Source organism: Candidatus Hodarchaeum mangrovi (assembly GCF_975850365.1).
In genome coordinates this window covers 1-18,336 of sequence record NZ_CDLCQJ010000091.1, presented here as the reverse complement: position 1 = coordinate 18,336, position 18,336 = coordinate 1, and the positions used below count along the sequence as shown (strand labels likewise).

The 18,336-nt window shown below is 31.4% G+C and carries 21 protein-coding genes; 14 read left to right on the top strand and 7 right to left on the bottom strand.

Annotated elements, in window-relative coordinates; genetic code table 11:
* Positions 1-4: 4 nt before the first annotated feature.
* A complete protein-coding gene (locus ACWVCY_RS08910; RefSeq protein ID WP_455142184.1) occupies positions 5-1,732 on the bottom strand; it encodes an ATP-binding protein in 1,728 nt (575 codons plus the stop codon).
* Between the two features lie 164 nt (positions 1,733-1,896).
* Between ACWVCY_RS08910 and ACWVCY_RS08905 the strand changes: the two genes are divergently transcribed.
* The 4 genes from ACWVCY_RS08905 to ACWVCY_RS08890 all read left to right on the top strand — a co-directional run bounded on the left by ACWVCY_RS08905 (position 1,897) and on the right by ACWVCY_RS08890 (position 3,494).
* On the top strand, positions 1,897-2,538 hold the full coding sequence (locus ACWVCY_RS08905) for a hypothetical protein (RefSeq protein WP_455142182.1): 642 nt from the start codon (positions 1,897-1,899) through the stop codon (positions 2,536-2,538).
* A gap of 102 nt (positions 2,539-2,640) precedes the next feature.
* Entirely contained in the window at positions 2,641-2,877 is a 237-nt protein-coding gene (locus tag ACWVCY_RS08900) for a hypothetical protein (protein ID WP_455142180.1), read from the top strand.
* A 35-nt stretch (positions 2,878-2,912) separates the two neighbouring features.
* The gene (locus ACWVCY_RS08895) at positions 2,913-3,245 is read left to right on the top strand and encodes a hypothetical protein (RefSeq protein WP_455142178.1); all 333 of its coding nucleotides are present in this window, start codon (positions 2,913-2,915) and stop codon (positions 3,243-3,245) included.
* Positions 3,246-3,494 carry a MoaD/ThiS family protein gene (locus tag ACWVCY_RS08890; protein ID WP_455142177.1) on the top strand — a complete coding sequence of 83 codons (249 nt, stop codon included), beginning with the start codon at positions 3,246-3,248 and terminating at the stop codon, positions 3,492-3,494.
* 4 nt (positions 3,495-3,498) lie between these two features.
* Here the strand turns inward: ACWVCY_RS08890 and ACWVCY_RS08885 are convergent, their stop codons facing one another.
* From ACWVCY_RS08885 to ACWVCY_RS08875, 3 genes are all read right to left on the bottom strand, one after another.
* Complete coding sequence (locus ACWVCY_RS08885) at positions 3,499-4,581, bottom strand: PhoU domain-containing protein (RefSeq protein ID WP_455142175.1); 1,083 nt, start codon at positions 4,579-4,581, stop codon at positions 3,499-3,501.
* A 376-nt stretch (positions 4,582-4,957) separates the two neighbouring features.
* Positions 4,958-5,404: a hypothetical protein gene (locus ACWVCY_RS08880; RefSeq protein ID WP_455142173.1), complete on the bottom strand. Its 447-nt coding sequence runs from the start codon at positions 5,402-5,404 to the stop codon at positions 4,958-4,960.
* A gap of 87 nt (positions 5,405-5,491) precedes the next feature.
* On the bottom strand, positions 5,492-6,142 hold the full coding sequence (locus ACWVCY_RS08875; protein ID WP_455142172.1) for a hypothetical protein: 651 nt from the start codon (positions 6,140-6,142) through the stop codon (positions 5,492-5,494).
* 196 nt (positions 6,143-6,338) lie between these two features.
* Between ACWVCY_RS08875 and ACWVCY_RS08870 the strand changes: the two genes are divergently transcribed.
* From ACWVCY_RS08870 to ACWVCY_RS08840, 7 genes are all read left to right on the top strand, one after another.
* Complete coding sequence (locus ACWVCY_RS08870) at positions 6,339-8,111, top strand: aldehyde ferredoxin oxidoreductase family protein (RefSeq protein ID WP_455142171.1); 1,773 nt, start codon at positions 6,339-6,341, stop codon at positions 8,109-8,111.
* A 226-nt stretch (positions 8,112-8,337) separates the two neighbouring features.
* Complete coding sequence (locus ACWVCY_RS08865; RefSeq protein ID WP_455142169.1) at positions 8,338-9,639, top strand: hypothetical protein; 1,302 nt, start codon at positions 8,338-8,340, stop codon at positions 9,637-9,639.
* Between the two features lie 667 nt (positions 9,640-10,306).
* Positions 10,307-10,540: a FeoA family protein gene (locus ACWVCY_RS08860; protein WP_455142167.1), complete on the top strand. Its 234-nt coding sequence runs from the start codon at positions 10,307-10,309 to the stop codon at positions 10,538-10,540.
* Complete coding sequence (gene feoB, locus ACWVCY_RS08855; RefSeq protein ID WP_455142165.1) at positions 10,537-12,555, top strand: ferrous iron transport protein B; 2,019 nt, start codon at positions 10,537-10,539, stop codon at positions 12,553-12,555. Before ACWVCY_RS08860 ends, feoB begins: the two co-directional genes overlap by 4 nt.
* A 12-nt stretch (positions 12,556-12,567) precedes the next feature.
* Positions 12,568-13,017: a hypothetical protein gene (locus ACWVCY_RS08850; RefSeq protein WP_455142163.1), complete on the top strand. Its 450-nt coding sequence runs from the start codon at positions 12,568-12,570 to the stop codon at positions 13,015-13,017.
* Complete coding sequence (locus tag ACWVCY_RS08845) at positions 13,010-13,291, top strand: hypothetical protein (protein WP_455142161.1); 282 nt, start codon at positions 13,010-13,012, stop codon at positions 13,289-13,291. Before ACWVCY_RS08850 ends, ACWVCY_RS08845 begins: the two co-directional genes overlap by 8 nt.
* A gap of 104 nt (positions 13,292-13,395) precedes the next feature.
* On the top strand, positions 13,396-14,091 hold the full coding sequence (locus ACWVCY_RS08840; RefSeq protein WP_455142159.1) for a ribonuclease III domain-containing protein: 696 nt from the start codon (positions 13,396-13,398) through the stop codon (positions 14,089-14,091).
* A gap of 359 nt (positions 14,092-14,450) precedes the next feature.
* Here ACWVCY_RS08840 and ACWVCY_RS08835 read toward each other — a convergent pair whose 3' ends face one another.
* On the bottom strand, positions 14,451-14,753 hold the full coding sequence (locus tag ACWVCY_RS08835; protein ID WP_455142157.1) for a hypothetical protein: 303 nt from the start codon (positions 14,751-14,753) through the stop codon (positions 14,451-14,453).
* A 73-nt stretch (positions 14,754-14,826) separates the two neighbouring features.
* Here ACWVCY_RS08835 and ACWVCY_RS08830 point away from each other — a divergent pair, with 73 nt between their 5' ends.
* Entirely contained in the window at positions 14,827-15,234 is a 408-nt protein-coding gene (locus ACWVCY_RS08830; RefSeq protein WP_455142155.1) for a hypothetical protein, read from the top strand.
* 2 nt (positions 15,235-15,236) lie between these two features.
* Here ACWVCY_RS08830 and ACWVCY_RS08825 read toward each other — a convergent pair whose 3' ends face one another.
* A complete protein-coding gene (locus ACWVCY_RS08825) occupies positions 15,237-15,578 on the bottom strand; it encodes a hypothetical protein (RefSeq protein ID WP_455142154.1) in 342 nt (113 codons plus the stop codon).
* A gap of 126 nt (positions 15,579-15,704) precedes the next feature.
* Positions 15,705-16,226 carry a hypothetical protein gene (locus ACWVCY_RS08820; protein ID WP_455142152.1) on the bottom strand — a complete coding sequence of 174 codons (522 nt, stop codon included), beginning with the start codon at positions 16,224-16,226 and terminating at the stop codon, positions 15,705-15,707.
* Between the two features lie 313 nt (positions 16,227-16,539).
* On the opposite strand from ACWVCY_RS08820, the gene ACWVCY_RS08815 reads away from it, so the two are divergent.
* On the top strand, positions 16,540-17,133 hold the full coding sequence (locus ACWVCY_RS08815) for a Rab family GTPase (protein WP_455142151.1): 594 nt from the start codon (positions 16,540-16,542) through the stop codon (positions 17,131-17,133).
* A gap of 118 nt (positions 17,134-17,251) precedes the next feature.
* Complete coding sequence (locus ACWVCY_RS08810) at positions 17,252-18,031, top strand: N-acetyltransferase family protein (RefSeq protein ID WP_455142149.1); 780 nt, start codon at positions 17,252-17,254, stop codon at positions 18,029-18,031.
* Positions 18,032-18,336 lie beyond the last annotated feature (305 nt).

The window sequence follows — 18,336 nt, the reverse complement described above, 5'->3', positions numbered from 1 at the left end:
CTTATTATTGATTATTCACTTCATTCGACTTTATTAATTCAGAATAAAATTTACTGGCAAGATTTCTTAATGTTCTATCCCTATCGTAAAGTATTACCTGTTCAAGAGTGTTAAGAACACTTTCCAGATTATTTGTATCAGCAATTTTCCAAAGTTCTTGGATTGCTTCCATTCGAATAATCATATTTTCCGCTGAGGTCGCTTGACGTATTAGAAATGATAAATCAGTTTCATCTTCATTTAAATGATTATTGGCATCCGGATGAACAAGTAATGGTAAGGTAATCGTTACTGTAGTACCTCTGTTGAAACCCTCAGAAAAAACTGTTAAAGTACCTCCATGATCTGAAATTATTTGTTTGGTTAGAAATAAGCCTAATCCTAACCCACTTTGAGAAGAATGAAAAGTTACAAATGGTTTACCAATTTCAGGAAGTTGTGAAGTTGTGATTCCTACTCCTGAATCTTTAATTTTTAGTAACATTAACTGATTATTTAAATCAGTTGTTAGAGATATATTAATCGTTCCATGACCCGTGAATCGTATTGCATTGTCTAAAACATTACGTAAAGCTTGAATTATCCGATTTCGATCAAAATTAACTATTAAGGGGATTTGAGGATATTCAACTATCAAGTGTACTCTGTATTGTTGTAGAAGAAATTCAATTCCTTCTAAGGCACGTTGTAATGTTGGGATAAAATTTTCTCCACGTAAATTACATTTTAATCGTCCCTGCCTAATTAAAGCGATGTCATTTAAATCATCTGTCAAAGAAACCATTCTGTTAATATTTCTTGACAAAACATCTAAGAATTTTAGCTCTAAGGTTTCCTTTTCTTCTTCACTTATGTCTTTTTCGATTCTTTTTTTATAAAAATCAAGATATGCCTTCATATTTGCAAGGGGTGTTCTTAAATGATGTTGCGATAAGGTTAGAAAGTCAAATTTCATTTCCTGCAATTCTTTTATCGAAGAAAGGTCAACTAGGACTCCCTGAATAATATAATCTTTCCCCAAATAGACTTTTCGGACTAAAGCATGTACAGGTATTCTTGTTCCGTCTTTAGCTACCAGATCAAATTCTGCTTTTTGTTCAGGTAACTCTATATAATTATCGGCCTCAACATTACCTTTGATCAATTCTCGTTTTCCTTCAATTAGAAATTGACCAATTTTTTTTCTATCTTCTGGTGCTACGAAAAATGTAGGCATAGCTTTCTTTGCATCAATTTCTTGTCTAGTATATCCTAGTCTTTCCACAAATGCAGTGTTATAATAATCAATAACACCATTTTTGACAATAAAAATAAAATTTGGTGCTTTTTCAATCAAATATTGGTACTGGGATTCTGTGAGTGATACTTGTTGAGCAAATTTCTTTAGTTTACCAATATTTCTAACAACAACGATATGATGTTTTAAATCTAATCTACCAACTCGTATTTGGATCCAAGTGGAATCACCATTAATGGTTTTGGCTCTCCATTCAGTTATTGGAGGGAGGTTATAATCCTTCTTTTCAATAATTTGAAGAAGTCTGTCATGTTCTGAAGGATCTAGAAATGATAGGAACTCCTGGATAGATACTTGTCGGTCTTCTGAGAGATTTAAATCATTCTTATACTTCTTATTATAAAATACAGGAAGTAAATCCTTAAGGACAATAACCCCTACAGGTAACTTATCCAATAGGTCCCTATCATATGGCCCTTTTTCTGGTAACTCCATCAGCTGAATACCTTTATCCGAAGTGTTTTCATTATGATTAGCTCAGATAAATAGGATGCTTTTTTAGCATATATAAAATATTAATTCTTTAAGTTTTATTTAGAAGTTTGTGATATCATACTACATAAAATCATTTAGAGCGAATATTCAAGGATTGGGTTAATATGGAACTAGATGAGAAAATAAAGGAAATTGAGGCTAAGGGGAATTATATTGAAGTTTTTAAAGAATTACAAAAATATGAAGCTCAGTTAGCTGCTCATTATAATCGATTGGGATCAATATTTGGAGAAAATTTACCAAACCTAGAAGGAATCTTAATTGGCTTGGGAGAGATTTCCATGACTGCTGCGACTTTATTGAGAAAATGTATAATTCGATTAGAAGATGAATCAATTGAGACTCCTCCTACAGATGTAACAACTAGTATCCCAACCTCTACTACTCCGATAACAACAGGGGCAACCAGAGACCGTGATAATATTTTTACAAAGGGAAATCTAAAGGAAATCACAGTTGAAGCGTTAGTTATCACTGATTCAGATAAAATAGAAAATATTCCGCTGAAATTTTGGTATATAAAAGAAGGAAAAAGTGAAGTAATTGAGTTTTCTAGCTCGAGTAATGAGCCATTTGTTAAGGTGTTAATAAAAGTGTTAGATCAAATAAAAGCTTCTACAACAGAAAAGTTCTCAATAAGTCCATTAGGTTTTGAGGAAATGTTGCGTCATCAGTTTGAATCTTCACTTGGTAAATTGGTTAAGCTCTATGGTACTGAATTTACTTTGATAAAACTCTTCACCTAAGTATTTACTAGTTTCTTACTAATAAGTTTTTAAGAGGACCTTTTCATTTATAATCAGAGTCCCACGACTGTTTTGAATCGATCAAAAAGAAGTGAAATAGTAATGAGTATTGATGAATTAGAAACTTCAAAGACAATAAGTGTTACAGCTGACCTAGCTGCAAGCTTGGTTCAATATATGGATTACCTTATTGAACGCGGGTATTATTCGACGCGAGAAGACATCCTACGACAGGCTCTCATTGATTTGTTTTTTGATAAGTTTGAAATCAGTCTAATAGACCTTGAACCAGATTTATTCGAATTTCCAGATGTTGATGACTTAGATACTGAGGAATAAATACCAAATACTACTTTTCATATAGGTTTCGTTTTATGATAGACTTACATCTTTATGGTCATTTGAAAAAATTATATGACCCAAATTTATCTTATTTCACTGATGAGGGAGTAAAAATCGCTTGGAAATCGGATGAGACTGTTGAAGAATTAATTTTACGCTTAAATTTAAGTATTGAACGAATTGGAGAATGTTTTATCAATGGTACAGTAGTAAATGATCTTGAAACTACAATAGTACCTTCTAATGCACGTGTTGCCATCTTTCCACTTGGAATGCACTTATTATGTGGTGGCCAGCATTTAAAAGGCCATGGATTCATTACAAAGAGACCTAAGGTGAAATTAAACTATTATAACGAGGAATAAATGATGAATATAACTGTAAGGCTTTATGCTACACTTCGAAAATTCGGACCTCCTGATTTAAAAATTGGGGAGAGCTTTAAACGCGAAATTTCACGAAATTTCAACGTTCAAGATTTATTAAACCAATTAGGAATTGAACGAGAACAAGCGAAAATTATTATGATCAATGGAGTGGGAATAACTGATGTTTATTATATTTTGAAAGAGAATGATGAAGTTGCCATTTTTCCTCCAGTAGGTGGAGGATAGATAATCATTCTTCCCATACCAGATAATTCATTACATTTTCTGAAATATCACGGGAGTATTCACCAATTCGATGGATGGATTCTAGAATATTATCTAAAAAAATAGCTAAAAGTGACTCTTTACTTTGAGTGATGTAATCTAATAATTCATTTATCTTATTTTCAAAGTTTCTAGTAGCTTCAATACTATCATTAGCTTTTTTCAAATCACTTTCAAATAAAGCTTGCATACTTGTCTCGAAGACCTCAAAAGACAGATTTATTGCATTTTCAATTTTCTCAATTAAAATTTCATCAATATTTTGTTTTTGAATTTTTAAGACATTCTCCGATATCCGAACAACATGATCTGCGATCCGTTCTATATGTCGTGAAACTAAAAATAAATTGGCTGCGAGATCTGCTGAAATTCCAGTCAGATCACTCATCTGACTATCTCTTAGAATCATATTTGTCAATCTGGTGGATAACCAGTACAATGTATCGACCTGATTATCAGTCTCAGCTATTTTTTTGATTTGTTCTGTACAATTTCCAGAACATCCTTTAAGTGCCTCAATTGTTTCTTTTGCCATGTTTTTTGTGGTTGTAACTTGTCTCTGTAAAATATTATAAAAAGGCATTTCTACTGGGTCTAATACATCCTTAATATGAATAAATATTTCTGTCTCTTCGATAATTACCATTGCTATGACCATACGAATGAATTCACGAATTGTATGCCTATAGGACAAAGGGATGGCATATTTAGAATTAATATAAATTTCAGAGAAACCCGCAATATAAGAAGATATTAAATATCTGAAGAGAAATGTTTCATCAGAGATTGTTTCCAGATCAATGTGTTTAGAACGAATTACTTTACGTCCTTCTGGATATGGAGTAATTAGTAGTGTATTATCTGGTTGTGAAATTAAACCAAGTTTTAATTCCCGAAAACTTTTAGGATCATTTACATCTAAGTCTTTACGTTCTTTGATTAAACTTTTCAACCATTCCTTAGGTAAAGTAATTACATAGGAAGACCCTCCCGTTTTTTGAGGTCTTCTAGTTTCATAATTTATTAAAGATGACTCTTTTTTTGCCATGTTAAACAAAATCCATATCGTGTCTTGTTGAACAGTATAAATTTCTAAGGAAGAATGTAAAATGAAAAATTATATATGCATATGTATTATTGTTATAGCTCTATATATAGCTAAATAGGAAAAGATCCTTCAATATATGACTTTGAATCAATAGATTGATTTCTAGATTAAAATATTGATAGAACAATGACAGTTTAGGAAGCAATAAAAGAAATATGCATTCCAGAGGTAAAGTTTTCATTCAAAAATAATTTAAAAACCTTAGTGAAACACAGGAACTGAATTTCTTTTAGCTAATAGTTTTCAATATTATAGAAAATGATATTATGAAGGAAATAAATGCAAAATTACCTTCACAATTAATCTCAACAACCTTTTATTTATTTGATTTTGATGCAAAGTTTAGAAGGACAAATGTAAGTATAGCACCAATAAATCCACCATAAAAACCAAAATCAAACCACCACTCTGATTCATCGAATAGCATAAAAACAATAAAGATAAATGCAACAGTAAATTGCATTCCTATTGAAATTAATGCAGCAAATTTACTATATTGAAGATATCGAGGAGGTAGCTCACCTCTCAAGGCAATAAAAGAGATATATGAACATAATAATAAAAGAATGGCTGCTGTCAGTAAGAAAGGAGCAACGAGGAGGTTATCAAAGCTAACATCAAGCCATCCCCTACCTTCAACTCCTAAATAATAATTACTCCAATACCAACCCGCAAAGTCAGCTAAGATCAGAGCTGCTGCCCCAACTACACTTGTAATTAAGGAACCAACGAAAAAATTGTTCTCTTGATAATTCTGTAACATTTATTTCACCAAATAAAACGTTTTAAGAAAAAATGGGCAAATACTTTATCAATTTATCTCTCTGAGATTTTAAATTATCAAGAGTTATTAAAGCTGGATAAGGCTGTTTAAATTCTGTATGAGTTGAGAGGGGGAAGAAATTTTCATCTCACTTAACTTTTGAAGACTTTTTTGAAAACGGATTACAAACTCTTTTTGTGTCAGTTCTGAATTAAATTCTCTTGATAAAGATTCTAAATCGACAAATGATCTCTGTGTATTGTTAACTCGTTCACAATAGATATCTAGTATGATACTTGCACATAAATTTGTAAATTGTTCCCCTATTGTCTTATGTAGCATTAAAAAATGTGGTTCTTCTAGATTAAGACTTAAAAACATACCAATCTTAGTTGCAATAACTTCATCAACCTTGTTAACCAGAACTCGATATAATTTATTTTCATCTTCACTAATGAGATTATCCTCACTTAATCGTTTGTAGGTTTTAGTGACGATACTTCGAAGAAACGATCGTTGTTGAATTAATAAAAGTTGTAATCCAGTCTTTGTGATTTTACTTGATCCTGGGAGAGTAAAAGTGGAAGAATAATTAGAAAGATCATTACGAACTCCATCAATAATATATTGTTCTTCCTTAGTAATTTTTAAGTCTTTAACCGCTTCTTCTAATATAACTCGAATAATTTCATCTGAAGGTATTGAAAGCAGATAAGATAATTCCTTCTGATAATCCATCACTAAACCTCGAGAATAATTTAATTAAGATAATACATTTTTTGGATTCAATTTTAAGATTTGCATAATTACAATAATCTAAGTCTCTTCTTATACCACAAAAGAATTTAAAGGAGGATATGTCTATTATTACGCAATCCTAAGTTCGGGCGCGCAAGCTCCTATTTGGGCAAAAATTAATGGAGAATGATTCAATTTGGGAAAAATTCTACGTATTAATATGACAAAACTAGAAACAAAATTTGAGGAGGTTGCTGAGAAATACAAAACTTTAGGTGGGCGCGCGTTAACAAGTCAAATTGTTCTTGATGAAGTTGATCCAAAGTGTGATCCTCTTGGGCCTAAAAATAAGTTCGTGGTTGCACCTGGGATTCTTGCTGGAACTAATGCTCCTAGTTCAGGACGAGTGAGTGTAGGTGGAAAATCACCATTGACTGGTGGAATAAAAGAAGCTAATGCAGGAGGATTAACAGGTCATAAACTTGGTCATTTAGGAATAAAAGCTATTATAATCGAAGGACAGCCTTCACAAGATAAATGGTATAATATTTTTATCTCAAAAGATAAATGTACAATTTTGGATGCCTCTAAATACCATAAAATGGGATTATATAAACTAATTGCTGAAGTATGGAAAGAATTTCCAAATAAACCTGGTATCATGGGATGTGGTATTGCTGGTCAGAGATTAATGAAAGGCGCTGGTGTTTTTGGAAATAATGTAGAAAATACGGATCCTGGGAGATATGCTGGTCGAGGTGGTCTCGGAGCTGTACTCGGATCAAAACGAGTTATTGCTATAATTACTGATGATAAAAATACAGAACGTGTGAAACCTAAAACAGCAGATCTATATGAAACTGGTCGGAAAAATCTTATTGATGCACTAAATGAACATGCTGTAACTGGGGTATTAGAAAAAGATGGTCAACCCTATGGTGGCCTTAAAAATTATGGAACAAATGTCTTGCAAAATATTATCAACGAAGCAGGTGGATTACCCACTCGTAATTGGCATGAAGGTAGATTTGAGCATGCTGCCAAAATTTCTGGTGAAGCAGTTCATGAACTTATTGACGCCACAAAGAAAAAGTTTCCCGATTCATCAGCTAGCTATAATCATTCCTGTCATATCGGGTGTATAATCCGGTGTTCTAATGTCTTCCCCTATAAAGATACAGGAAAAATGCAAGTTAGTCCTCTTGAATATGAATCTGTTTGGGCATTAGGGACTAACTGTGGGATTGGTGATCTTCACTATGTTGCGGAATTAAATAGAGTTTGTAATGATCTTGGTCTAGATACAATTGAAGCTGGAAATACTATCGCCGTGGCAATGGAAGGAGGAATGTTTAAATTTGGTGATGGTCCTGCAGCAGTTGAATTCTTAAAGAAAGTGGCATCAGATGATAAGATTGCCAAACATATTGGAGATGGTGCATTATCAATTGGTAAACATTTAGGTGTAGCTCACGTTGCTCAAGTAAAAGGTCAAAGTCTACCTGCTTATGATCCTAGGGCAATAAAAGGAATTGGAGTAACTTATGCAACTGGTCCTCAAGGCGGAGACCATACCCAAGGTTATACAATTGCCCCTGAAATTCTTAAAGTGGGTGGTAAGGTTGATCCGCAAGATATTTCTAAAGCTGAATTATCACGAAACTTCCAAGCATCCACAGCATACATAGACTCTACAGGTTATTGCTTATTCATTGCATTTGCAATATTAGACATTGAAAGCGGCCTAACAGGTATGGTTGAATCAATCAACGGATTTTTAGGAAAAGAGATAGATGTTACTAAATATGGAATGAATATTCTTAAAAACGAGCGAGAATTCAACAAACGAGCTGGTTTTACTAATAAAGATGATCGTTTACCCGAATTCTTTTATAAAGAACCCCTACCTCCCCACAATACAGTTTTCAATGTTTCTGATGAGGAATTAGACAAGGTTTATGGGGAATAATCCTTTTCCATTCCTTTTTTTTTACATCTTTACCTCCTAGATTAATTCATATATATCCATTAATTACTGGTTTTACTCTTCATTCTATTTTCTATGGTAGAATGATATTAAAAGATGAGGAAAAGCCACGAAACTCAATCATTTTTTGGGATACAATTATATATAAGAATTAACACAATTTAAATATAATTTCGAATGAATCAAAGATTCTGGAAGAGAAGAAAGCTTGACAAATAAAGAAAAAAGTACCAAGATTGATCGAATCTATACATTTGATTTTATAAGAGGTGGTGCCATAATTGCTGTAGTATTCATTCATCGAATTCTATGGGATTATTACTTTGGATTCTATTCAGGGGGTGCTATTCATCCAGAAATTGCAATCATGTACCTATTTATTACAATGGCAGGTATTTTCTATGTGATATCAGGTGCAGTGAATGCGTACATGATTTACAAGAGACTTATAACGGGTCAAATTAAATCAAAACTTGTTATAATTAGTGGATGGATAATGGGCCTTTTAATGATTGGGTATAGTTTCTTCTATCGTGCTTTTTTAATACGGTTTTTAGATGATTCAATGCCAGTTGTTATAAAGGAGGAAACTTTGTCCAATGGGACAGGGATACTTCCATATTTACTTCTATTTGGTAGACTGCCAGATCCGCCCATACCTGTCATGATTTTCTTTGGAATGGGAACACTCTCAATGATTGGTGTTATTATTATTTTCATCTCCACATCTATGGGATTTCTCCATAAAATGAATGGAATGACGAACCGTAAAATTATTTATGGTTCATTAACATTAATTGGAATTATGATTTTTATTATATCCCCATTCTTGAGAATTATAATTGGGGAGACAATACGAAATGAATATTTGAGTGGAAATCTCCTTCTAGCATTTTTCATGGAACCATTGACAAATGGAATGATGCCCATATTTCCACATCTCTCGTATGGTTGTTTTGGAGCAATTGTAGGAATTGCGATCGCTAGAGAAGAGAAGCCTAGAACAATACTAACTGGAATTGGCATATTCGCCTTAACCACATTTATAGCTGGCATCATGTTTATTGAGGAACCCACAAGTCCTTATGGTTTTGAACCATTTACTTGGGAAGCCAGTATTGCCCTAATGGCACAGAAATCATTACAACTTGGTATGTTTTTCTTCTTGATATTCCTCGGACTTGCACTATTAGATTATCGCTCTCCAACTACAAGGGAAAAGTGGGCGCAGGTAGCAAGAAAGGTTCCTGATTTTGGTAAACTTGCCTTAACCGTCTATATGTGGGAAGGTGTTCTAGCAGCAGCTCTCCAAGTAGTAATTCGCCCACTCTGGTCTGAATGGAATGCCAGTTTTCTCAACATCACAATATTTGCTTTAATTAACATTCTAGTATGGTCGGTAATCCTCATGCTTTGGGAACGTGTAGATTACAAAGGATCTATGGAATGGAATTTAGTTTGGATTGCTCAAAAACTCTCAGGAAAACGATCTTCTCGATTTCGGGATTAAGTAGAATATAATTTGCTAAATCTAAATGTTCTGATTGATTACCCTATTTGTGGTTTCTGCTATTTTAGATATTATGAGTTGAATTAAGGGTATAATTGAAACAATTCGTGGATCTCTTAGAAAAGAACTAAATGTTACTCATTATAAAATGAATTTTGTTAAGAACGAGCGTAAATTCAACAAACAAGCTGGTTTTACTAATAAAGATGATTGCTTACCAAAATTTTTTTATAAAGAACCCCTACCTTTTCACAATACAGTTTTTGATATTACTGATGAGGAATTGGACTAGGTTTATGGGAAAAAATCCTTTCCCTCTCTTCTCTTTTTTTTCCCACCATTAAATCTAGAGAGTTTTTCTTAGAATTCTTGTAATTCTTGTTATTTTATAATTATTAATTCCATAATAAGAAGTAGAATGATTATTAAAACTTTTTAAAGCATCTATATTTAAGAAAAAGGATATAATCTTACTTTTTGATAACCTAGATTTTTTTTTGGTTTTTTTTTATCATTAATGCATGAAATCGATCTAAAATAGGCAATGAAATAAAAGTTTACGTGTGTGAATAATTATTTAAATGTATAATTTATATCATATATTGACTACAAATTACATTTATCTATCATTATAATGAGTTAGAGAATAAAATGAGGTGATTTTAAATTGATTCCTCTTTCTTTGCTACGGGATGGTGAATATGCTCAGATAATTACAATTAATGGAGGTAAATTAGTTAATTTGAGGATGAATGAATTGGGATTTAACAGTGGAGAATATCTTAAAGTCATACGTAATGTGGGGGGTGGGCCAATAATGGTTGAGCTAAAAGCAGGAAAAATTGCTATTGGAAGAGGAGTTGCGAATAAAATCTTTTGCGAAAGGACTTTTGACAAATGAAGATTGCTTTGGCAGGAAATCCTAATGTTGGAAAAAGTGTCATTTTTAACGCCTTAACAGGTTCTCATCAGCATGTGGCAAATTTTCCTGGATGTACAGTAGAACATAAGGAAGGTAAATGTGTATTTGGAGAAAAAACATTAACAATTCTTGATTTACCTGGGACATATAGTTTAAGTGCTTACTCTGAAGATGAAAGAGTGTCTAGACATTTTTTAATAACTGAAAGACCAGATCTGGTAATAAATATTATTGATGCTTCTAATTTAGAAAGGAATCTGTATTTAACGGTTCAATTACAAGAGTTAGGACTTCCAATAATAATTGTATTAAATATGATAGATCTTGCAAAGTCTAAAGGATTTGAAATAGACATTAATGCTTTAAAAAGCAAACTAAACCTTCCTGTCATTCCAATGATAGCAACGAAAGGAAAAGGAACGGTTGACCTTCTTAATCTAATATTAAATTATGATATAGCAAACACCAAAACATCAACAGGTTTTAATCAGAATCAAAAATGCATTAAAAAGTATGAAGATAAATTAACTGAAATTCTTGAACAAATAGATGAGCAAGGGCAGTTAAAACGGTTTAATTATCATTGGTTAAGTTTGAAACTGTTGGAACAGGATTCTTTAGTTTTAGATCTAATTAACCAAATTATTTTTGAAAAAGCAGCTAGTAATGAAAAATATAATACCTTGCATTTAAAAGGAATTGATCAATTAATTCACTCTTTTAAAGATGAATTAAATATTGAAGACACAGCTGTTTATATTACAAATGAACGTTATAAATTAATTATGGACATTATTAGTAGTACTTTAATTAAAAGAGGGAAAGCATCCACTAATCTTACTTCAATGCTTGATGATGTTTTAACTGACAAATACTTTGGGATTCCAATATTTTTTGTAAGTTTATGGGCGATATTTACATTTACATTCACATTATCTGAACCTTTTGTATTTATGCTAGAAGGATTTTTCTCCTTATTAACCGAAATAATTAATAAAATTGTTATTAATCAAAGTATTGCTGGCTTGATGATCGGAATTATAAATGGTCTTGGTGCTATCTTAGTTTTCATCCCAAATATTTTTCTCCTTTATTTTGCCTTAGCTGTGTTTGAAGATTCAGGTTATCTTTCAAGAGCTGCTTTTATAGTTGATAAATGGTTAGAAAAGATTGGATTGCATGGGAAGTCTTTTATCCCATTAATGCTTGGATTCGGTTGTACTGTTCCTGCGATAATGGCGACAAGATCGATCAGAAATAAAGCAGATAGAATGATCACCCTCTCAATAGCTCCATTTATTTCTTGTTCAGCTCGATTACCAGTTTATGTTCTTTTTGCAGGTATTTTCTTCCCTGATCATGCATCATTAGTAATATTACTTATGTACATTATAGGAATTATAGTAGGTATTATTACAGCAAAAATTTTGAATACACGTTTTTATCAACATGAAGATCATGGTTTCATATTAGAGTTACCAGAATTTCAAAAACCCCAATTGAAGACAGCTCTGAAAGAAATGTGGTTACAGGGTTCTCATTTTATAAAAAAAGCTGGTACTATCATATTTCTTGCTTCATTTCTAGTATGGATTATGAGTAATATACCATTTGGAGCTTCCCTTGATAAAACTGTTCTAGCTTTCATTGGAAAGTTCATAGAACCTCTTTTTTCCCCTTTTGGGTGGAAATGGGAGTTTATTTCTGCTTTATTACTGGGATTACTTGCCAAAGAAGTGGTTGTCGCAACACTAGGAATTTTGGGTGGTAGTAATTTTTATGAATTTATCTCAACTGCCATGACTATAAACCAAGCATTTTCCTATATGGTCTTTATTTTACTTTACACACCTTGTATCGCAACTTTAGCTGTTATTAAGTCAGAGACTGGTTCATGGAGAACAACATTATTTCTTGGTTTAGGTTATATTTTTGTGGCTTATACCATTGCATTGTTCTTCAAAATGATATTGATTCTTATTGGATTTTCTTAGGAAGTTTAAAATTTGTATAATAACGAAAATAACAATAGAATAATAAAATATCTAGCTATTCTTTATGGATCTATCTATACAATAGTTGGTTTACTTGGCATATTCTTTCTTTTTACATTTAATTCATCAAAATTTCCAATTTTTATTGATCCTATAGAACAATTGGTATTAATATTAATTGGAATTATTTTTATTAGAGGATTTTTTAAACTTCATCATCAAAATTCATCTGGGAAGGCTTTCATCTTCGTAGCTACTATTATTGGTATTATATTAGGAGCTTTATCGTTTTTCAACTTTCTTTTCGTCGGAGTGATTAATGGTTTGATAAATGATAACACTTCACCAAATTTTTATTCAAGAATCCTTTCTTATCTCTTTGATCCTGCTCTACTATTGGGATTCTTAACATTCATACCGCAAAGATTAATCAAATACAAAGAGGAATTAGTAATTGATTAATGAAGTTTTATCTTATATTAAACATAAAGGAAAAAACTTTTCTTTTTATGAAATAAAGAAAGATCTAGGATTGACTGATGGACAATTAGAGATAATTAAATTACAATTATTAGAACTAGGGTTTATTAAGGAAATTAAACATCATGAAGGAGAAGATGAACTCAATCCTATTATCTGTCGGAATTGTCCTGAAAGTAGTTCATGCATAGAAAAAGATGGTTTATCGATTAAAGTGTATCAATTAACTCAGAAAGCATTCGAATATAAGATATAATTGATTAAAAAAGCATTTGAACGAATTATTTACCAAATAAACCAATTATTTATTTTTCATCAGTTATAAAAACATAATTAAACAATATAATATATAAAATAATTATGGATATTAAAACTCGCTTGCATTGGAAAGTCATTGATTACTATCAAAAGACTTTAATTGTACAGAATGAACTTAATAAACAAAAAAAGGATTTATACAAGCATTTGAAAGAATTTAAAAAGGTTTCCTCCTTTTTAAATGAAATTAATTACATTATAGATAGAATGGTCTCTATAAAAGAAATTTTGATTCCAGAGCTTGAAGAAGAACTTAATTTATCCTTTCCTACTTCAGAATTGATGTTGATTGCCCTCACTCGTCCTAGTATTCGCAATATTTTTTCTGATTTGAAAATTTATTTTTCCCAGAAAAACAATTGCCCTATTGACTTAACAGATTTCGATATTCTGGCATCTACTGGGTATGCTGCTAATGTTTTAGCTCTATTGGGTGATGCAGTTCTAGATCTCGCTGTAATAGAGATCACGTGGGATCCTTTAATATCAACCACAGGAGAATTAACCATTAAACGAAAGAATTTGGTTTCAAATGAAAAGTTAGCTAAAGTTTGCGATCGATTTGATTTAAGGAGTTATAGTCTAAAACGTCTAAATGATCCTTCTCAACGTTTAATCAAAGGAAAAACTCTTGACCATGAGAAAGGAACAATAGTTGAGGCGATCTTAGGAGTCATATATCTAGAACGTAACCTTGATGGTGTTGTGAAAGTTCTCCCTGATTTAATCGACCTTTAATAAAGTAAATTTATGTCTGGAATAAATCAGAGTATTTAAATAGGATATTTTTTCTTTTCTAAATTTGTTCTTCCTTATTCAATGATAAAAAAGGAATTATTCTTCTCATAACAATGTCAAGTATAAATTTGAGATAGAAATATGCATTTTCTTTGATTATTTTCTCTATTGAAAGTCTTTGATTTACTTTTAAGTTTTATTCGTTTAAGATACTTGACTGTGATTATTCATTCTTTAATTAAAAGCTAATTAATAGGAGATCCGCTATCGCAATATTATGGTGAGATTCTCTTAAATTTACATTCCTAATATTTCAGAAAAGTCGTCAAACTCAACTTTGACGACATATTCATTGAATTCTAGGGGTATAATAAAGTAATTTGATAATCATAAAAGGAACAGGCAGCTAATAATAACCCAATAACAGTATAGAAAATAAGAAAACCTAAATAATAAATGAAATGTCCTTTCATTCGAAAATTTTCAGGGGTACGTAAATAGATTGATGTAAAATATGCAGCTAAAATTATTGGAAAGATTATTACAGAGAGAATAAGGATATCAAAATTAAATTCAAGATAAATCTTGTAGGTGAAAATTAAACCAGAAGAAATCAATAAAGAAATAATAAATATCAAAAGTTCTTTTCGATTCAAGCTCATAAATATGACCACATCTATTATTTGAAAAAACATGTATAAAAATTAATTGAAGAGATAAAATATTGATTATATAATGCTTAGAAAATTTATCATTGAAGCTGGATTATTAAACAATGGGATGTTGGTTGTACGACGACAGTATATTGATACAAATGATTTATTAATTCATCCAATTCTCGTAGGTGAAATTCTTTCAGTCATTCAACACTTTTCTGAAACATCCCATGATGCACCTAATGTTATACAAATAGATCCATTCCTTATTTGCTTACATCAGTTCATTGTTAAAGAAAAAAGTAACTTTCTTCTTTATACGATTTGTCAGGTGAATCCTCAATCTATACATAACTTATTAATTAACCTAGCGGATGAATTAAAGACTTTTGAACCAATTCTCTTAAATTGGAACCTAGACACAGAAAGTATTGGAAATTTATTCCCCATTTTTGATGAAAAATTTATGACTATAAATAAATCATGAGGTTATGAGTAGTTTTTAACTTCTATTACATCTGTAGTGCTTAATACTCCTACTTGAGCATCTTTTACTTCACCCCCCAAGTTATGCACTGATAAATTTAAGGAATCACGTAATTCTTCCATTTTTCCTTCAAGATGACGATAAGCAGTTTCCAAATATTGTGTTTCAGTAAAAAATACACGCACGATAAACTCATTTTTTCTTGTTCTAATGATTTCTCCTGGTAAATGATCAAAAGGACAGAGAGAAAGTAAAACTATCTGAATATCATTTTTAGAAACATCCCTTTTAGACAATCTGTTAGATAAATCAAATTTTAAGAAGAATTCAATATATGGTTTCATTACACTTAAATTCCAATACTCATCTATATATAGCTTGAAAAAATTGTAAAAAGAAAATAAAGTTATCTAGAGAAAGTACTCGGTATTATCGTTTTGATAAATATAAAATTTTGAAATGATATTACTTTAAAATTCGTTCAAGTATTTAAGAAGAGACTCGCGATATTTTATAACTAAAATTATTAATAAGCTTCCACAGATTAACGAATAGAGAATAATAGCATTTCCCATTAATAGAAAGTAAGCTTCTAACGGAATATCCCACGTATCTACCTTAGGAAGTAGAGGGGAGGTATAATCAAGGATTTTATAATAAACTCTAGCTGAAGTAGAATTTAGTGAGGTGGCGAGTCGGATTTTAGTTGTATGAAATTCATAAGAATAATTACCAGCTTGGGAAATATCATCAGAGAAATCATCACTGATAACTTGATGTATCAGGGTAATCGGTCCCCCAGAAATGAGTGAAATCTTTACTGAAACCCTTTTTGTCCATTTTTCAAAAATTACAATGTCCTCGTTGATTCCTATGTCAATAGTGCCTTCTGTGGTATCGTAAACTATAGGAAGAAAATAAATTGCATTAACAAGTCCAAAATAAATTATTGATAAGAATAGAAAAGATAATAAATAATATCGTGGTTTCATGATTCTCTTAAACTATATTGTGACATTATCCTTTTATTACCTTTATTATTCAAACATTAATAGAAAAACTTTGAAGGTTTAATTTTGTAAAAAACGAATGATTCAATTATTTTTTAAAATCTAGTACTTCACATCCTGCTTTACAATCGATTTAATTCATTTTCTTTTCAAAAATAATCAGCAGTTTAGAAAAATAAACAGAAGAACCAAGAAAATTACACTTCTCGAATATTCGGAGAGATTGTCTGGTAACTCTTTTATGAATGCTCACTAGAAATAAAATCAGGATTATAATATAGATAAAGTGATTTCTATGCTCCAAAACCTATTTGAGACAAATGATCATTTATTTAAAGTATGTCTCATTGGTGATGGGGGAACGGGAAAAAGCTCCATTGTAGAGCGTTTCCTTGGGAAGGGATTTAGTATTGGTTATAACTTAACAATTGGTACAAATATCTGTACCCATACCGCAACGGTAGATGATCGGGAAATAAAATTTCAAATCTGGGATCTAGCAGGCCAACAACGATTTGAGTTTGTTCGTAGCACATTTTATCGTGGATCACAGGCAATAATGATGGTATTTGATCTGACACGACCCGAAACCCTTAAAAATCTTCGCGAATGGAAACAAGAAGTTCTCAAAAATATTGGTTATAGTGTCCCTTTCCCTGTTGTCCTTCTAGGAAATAAGTGTGATCTCCAGCAAAAAATAGTTATAACTCAAGAAGAAATAACAAAATTCCGCAATGAATTACGGATCGATTTTCGTTGTGATGTACCTTTTCTTCTCACATCTGCTCTTTCTGGAATGAATGTCTATGAAGCATTTGAAATTTTGGGGTACCAAGTACTTCAACACCGACAAATTATGCCTCCTACAAAAGTCGTAACCAATTGCTAGAATAATTTCTATTCACTTGAAATAGCAAAGAATTAGGTAACAAATATATCATAAACCAATCATGTTTTCTATTTTTTCCCTGAGTAAAATTTATCTAAAATTAAGAAAACTTTCATCTATGAGCTTTGAAATTATTGATGTGAACTCAAAAAATTTGGATAAGGTTGGCCTCTTCTGTAAACAATCTCAAAAAAAAGAGGAAGGGTATCAAAATAAAATCACATGGATCAAGGAAAGATTTCCCGAGGGATTGAAATATAAAATTCTGAAAGTTAAAGAAAAGACCAAGTACTCTTTTCGGGGATTTATTGAATATATACCCAGTAAATATAATTGGAGGGGAATAAATGCAGATTATTTCATGGTAATTCACTGTTTATGGATTGTTGGTCAACATAAGGGTAAAGGATATGCAACTACAATGATCCAACTTGCAATTGATGACGCTGTTGCTTTAGGTATGAATGGAGTTATTGGTATGACTGCTGAAAAAGGCGGATGGCTACCAAATAAGAGAATTTTTGAAAAAATGGGTTTTCAGCATGTAGATCAATTTGATGAAAATATTGGCCTTTATGCTAAATTTCTGAACAATTCTGCTCCCAAACCCTCTTTTTATCCGATTTATAATGACTATTCTAAAAAATATAGTAAAGAAATCTTTGTTGCATATTCTCATCAATGTCCTTATATCCCTGCATTGATTGAAGATATTAAAGAGTTTGCTAGGAATAACAAAGTGTTATTTCAATCTAAATTGATAAATTCTGCTTCTGAAGCACAACATAATGCGATTCATCCCTATGGGACTTATGGAATCCTCTTGAATGGGAAATTAATTTCTTACAAGCCTGGAATGCGCAAGAAAACAGTTGAAACATTACAGTCAATGACTTAGTGCTTAACTCAATTCAGAGTACTATAGACACTAACTTTTTCCCTACCTACTTACAAGTATTCCCAGATAATATTTTTAATCCAAAAATTGAGATTGAATTATCCGTTTCAAAATAGAAAGGAGTTCAAAAACGTGTTAGAAGATCCTATTACCATAGGTTTATTGTTAATTACAGGTATTGTCGCTCTTTTACTAACCCTTTTATTGTTTAAAAAGTTTTTAGAACTAAAACGTCTTAATCATTTATTTTGGGCCATTAGTTTTCTTGTACTCTTTATCTCTGGAGTATTAATTATCCTCCTTGG

What these genes read in the sequence shown, in the direction of transcription:
- ACWVCY_RS08910 (WP_455142184.1), bottom strand. Translation starts at nt 1,732, where the DNA reads ATGGAGTTACCAGAAAAAGGGCCATATGATAGGGACCTATTGGATAAG.
- ACWVCY_RS08885 (WP_455142175.1), bottom strand. Translation starts at nt 4,581, where the DNA reads ATGGCAAAAAAAGAGTCATCTTTAATAAATTATGAAACTAGAAGACCT.
- ACWVCY_RS08830 (WP_455142155.1), top strand. Translation starts at nt 14,827, where the DNA reads ATGCTTAGAAAATTTATCATTGAAGCTGGATTATTAAACAATGGGATG.
- ACWVCY_RS08815 (WP_455142151.1), top strand. Translation starts at nt 16,540, where the DNA reads ATGCTCCAAAACCTATTTGAGACAAATGATCATTTATTTAAAGTATGT.
- ACWVCY_RS08880 (WP_455142173.1), bottom strand. Translation starts at nt 5,404, where the DNA reads ATGTTACAGAATTATCAAGAGAACAATTTTTTCGTTGGTTCCTTAATT.
- ACWVCY_RS08890 (WP_455142177.1), top strand. Translation starts at nt 3,246, where the DNA reads ATGATGAATATAACTGTAAGGCTTTATGCTACACTTCGAAAATTCGGA.
- ACWVCY_RS08825 (WP_455142154.1), bottom strand. Translation starts at nt 15,578, where the DNA reads ATGAAACCATATATTGAATTCTTCTTAAAATTTGATTTATCTAACAGA.
- ACWVCY_RS08835 (WP_455142157.1), bottom strand. Translation starts at nt 14,753, where the DNA reads ATGAGCTTGAATCGAAAAGAACTTTTGATATTTATTATTTCTTTATTG.
- ACWVCY_RS08905 (WP_455142182.1), top strand. Translation starts at nt 1,897, where the DNA reads ATGGAACTAGATGAGAAAATAAAGGAAATTGAGGCTAAGGGGAATTAT.
- ACWVCY_RS08820 (WP_455142152.1), bottom strand. Translation starts at nt 16,226, where the DNA reads ATGAAACCACGATATTATTTATTATCTTTTCTATTCTTATCAATAATT.
- ACWVCY_RS08895 (WP_455142178.1), top strand. Translation starts at nt 2,913, where the DNA reads ATGATAGACTTACATCTTTATGGTCATTTGAAAAAATTATATGACCCA.
- ACWVCY_RS08900 (WP_455142180.1), top strand. Translation starts at nt 2,641, where the DNA reads ATGAGTATTGATGAATTAGAAACTTCAAAGACAATAAGTGTTACAGCT.
- ACWVCY_RS08810 (WP_455142149.1), top strand. Translation starts at nt 17,252, where the DNA reads ATGAGCTTTGAAATTATTGATGTGAACTCAAAAAATTTGGATAAGGTT.
- feoB (WP_455142165.1), top strand. Translation starts at nt 10,537, where the DNA reads ATGAAGATTGCTTTGGCAGGAAATCCTAATGTTGGAAAAAGTGTCATT.
- ACWVCY_RS08875 (WP_455142172.1), bottom strand. Translation starts at nt 6,142, where the DNA reads ATGGATTATCAGAAGGAATTATCTTATCTGCTTTCAATACCTTCAGAT.
- ACWVCY_RS08840 (WP_455142159.1), top strand. Translation starts at nt 13,396, where the DNA reads ATGGATATTAAAACTCGCTTGCATTGGAAAGTCATTGATTACTATCAA.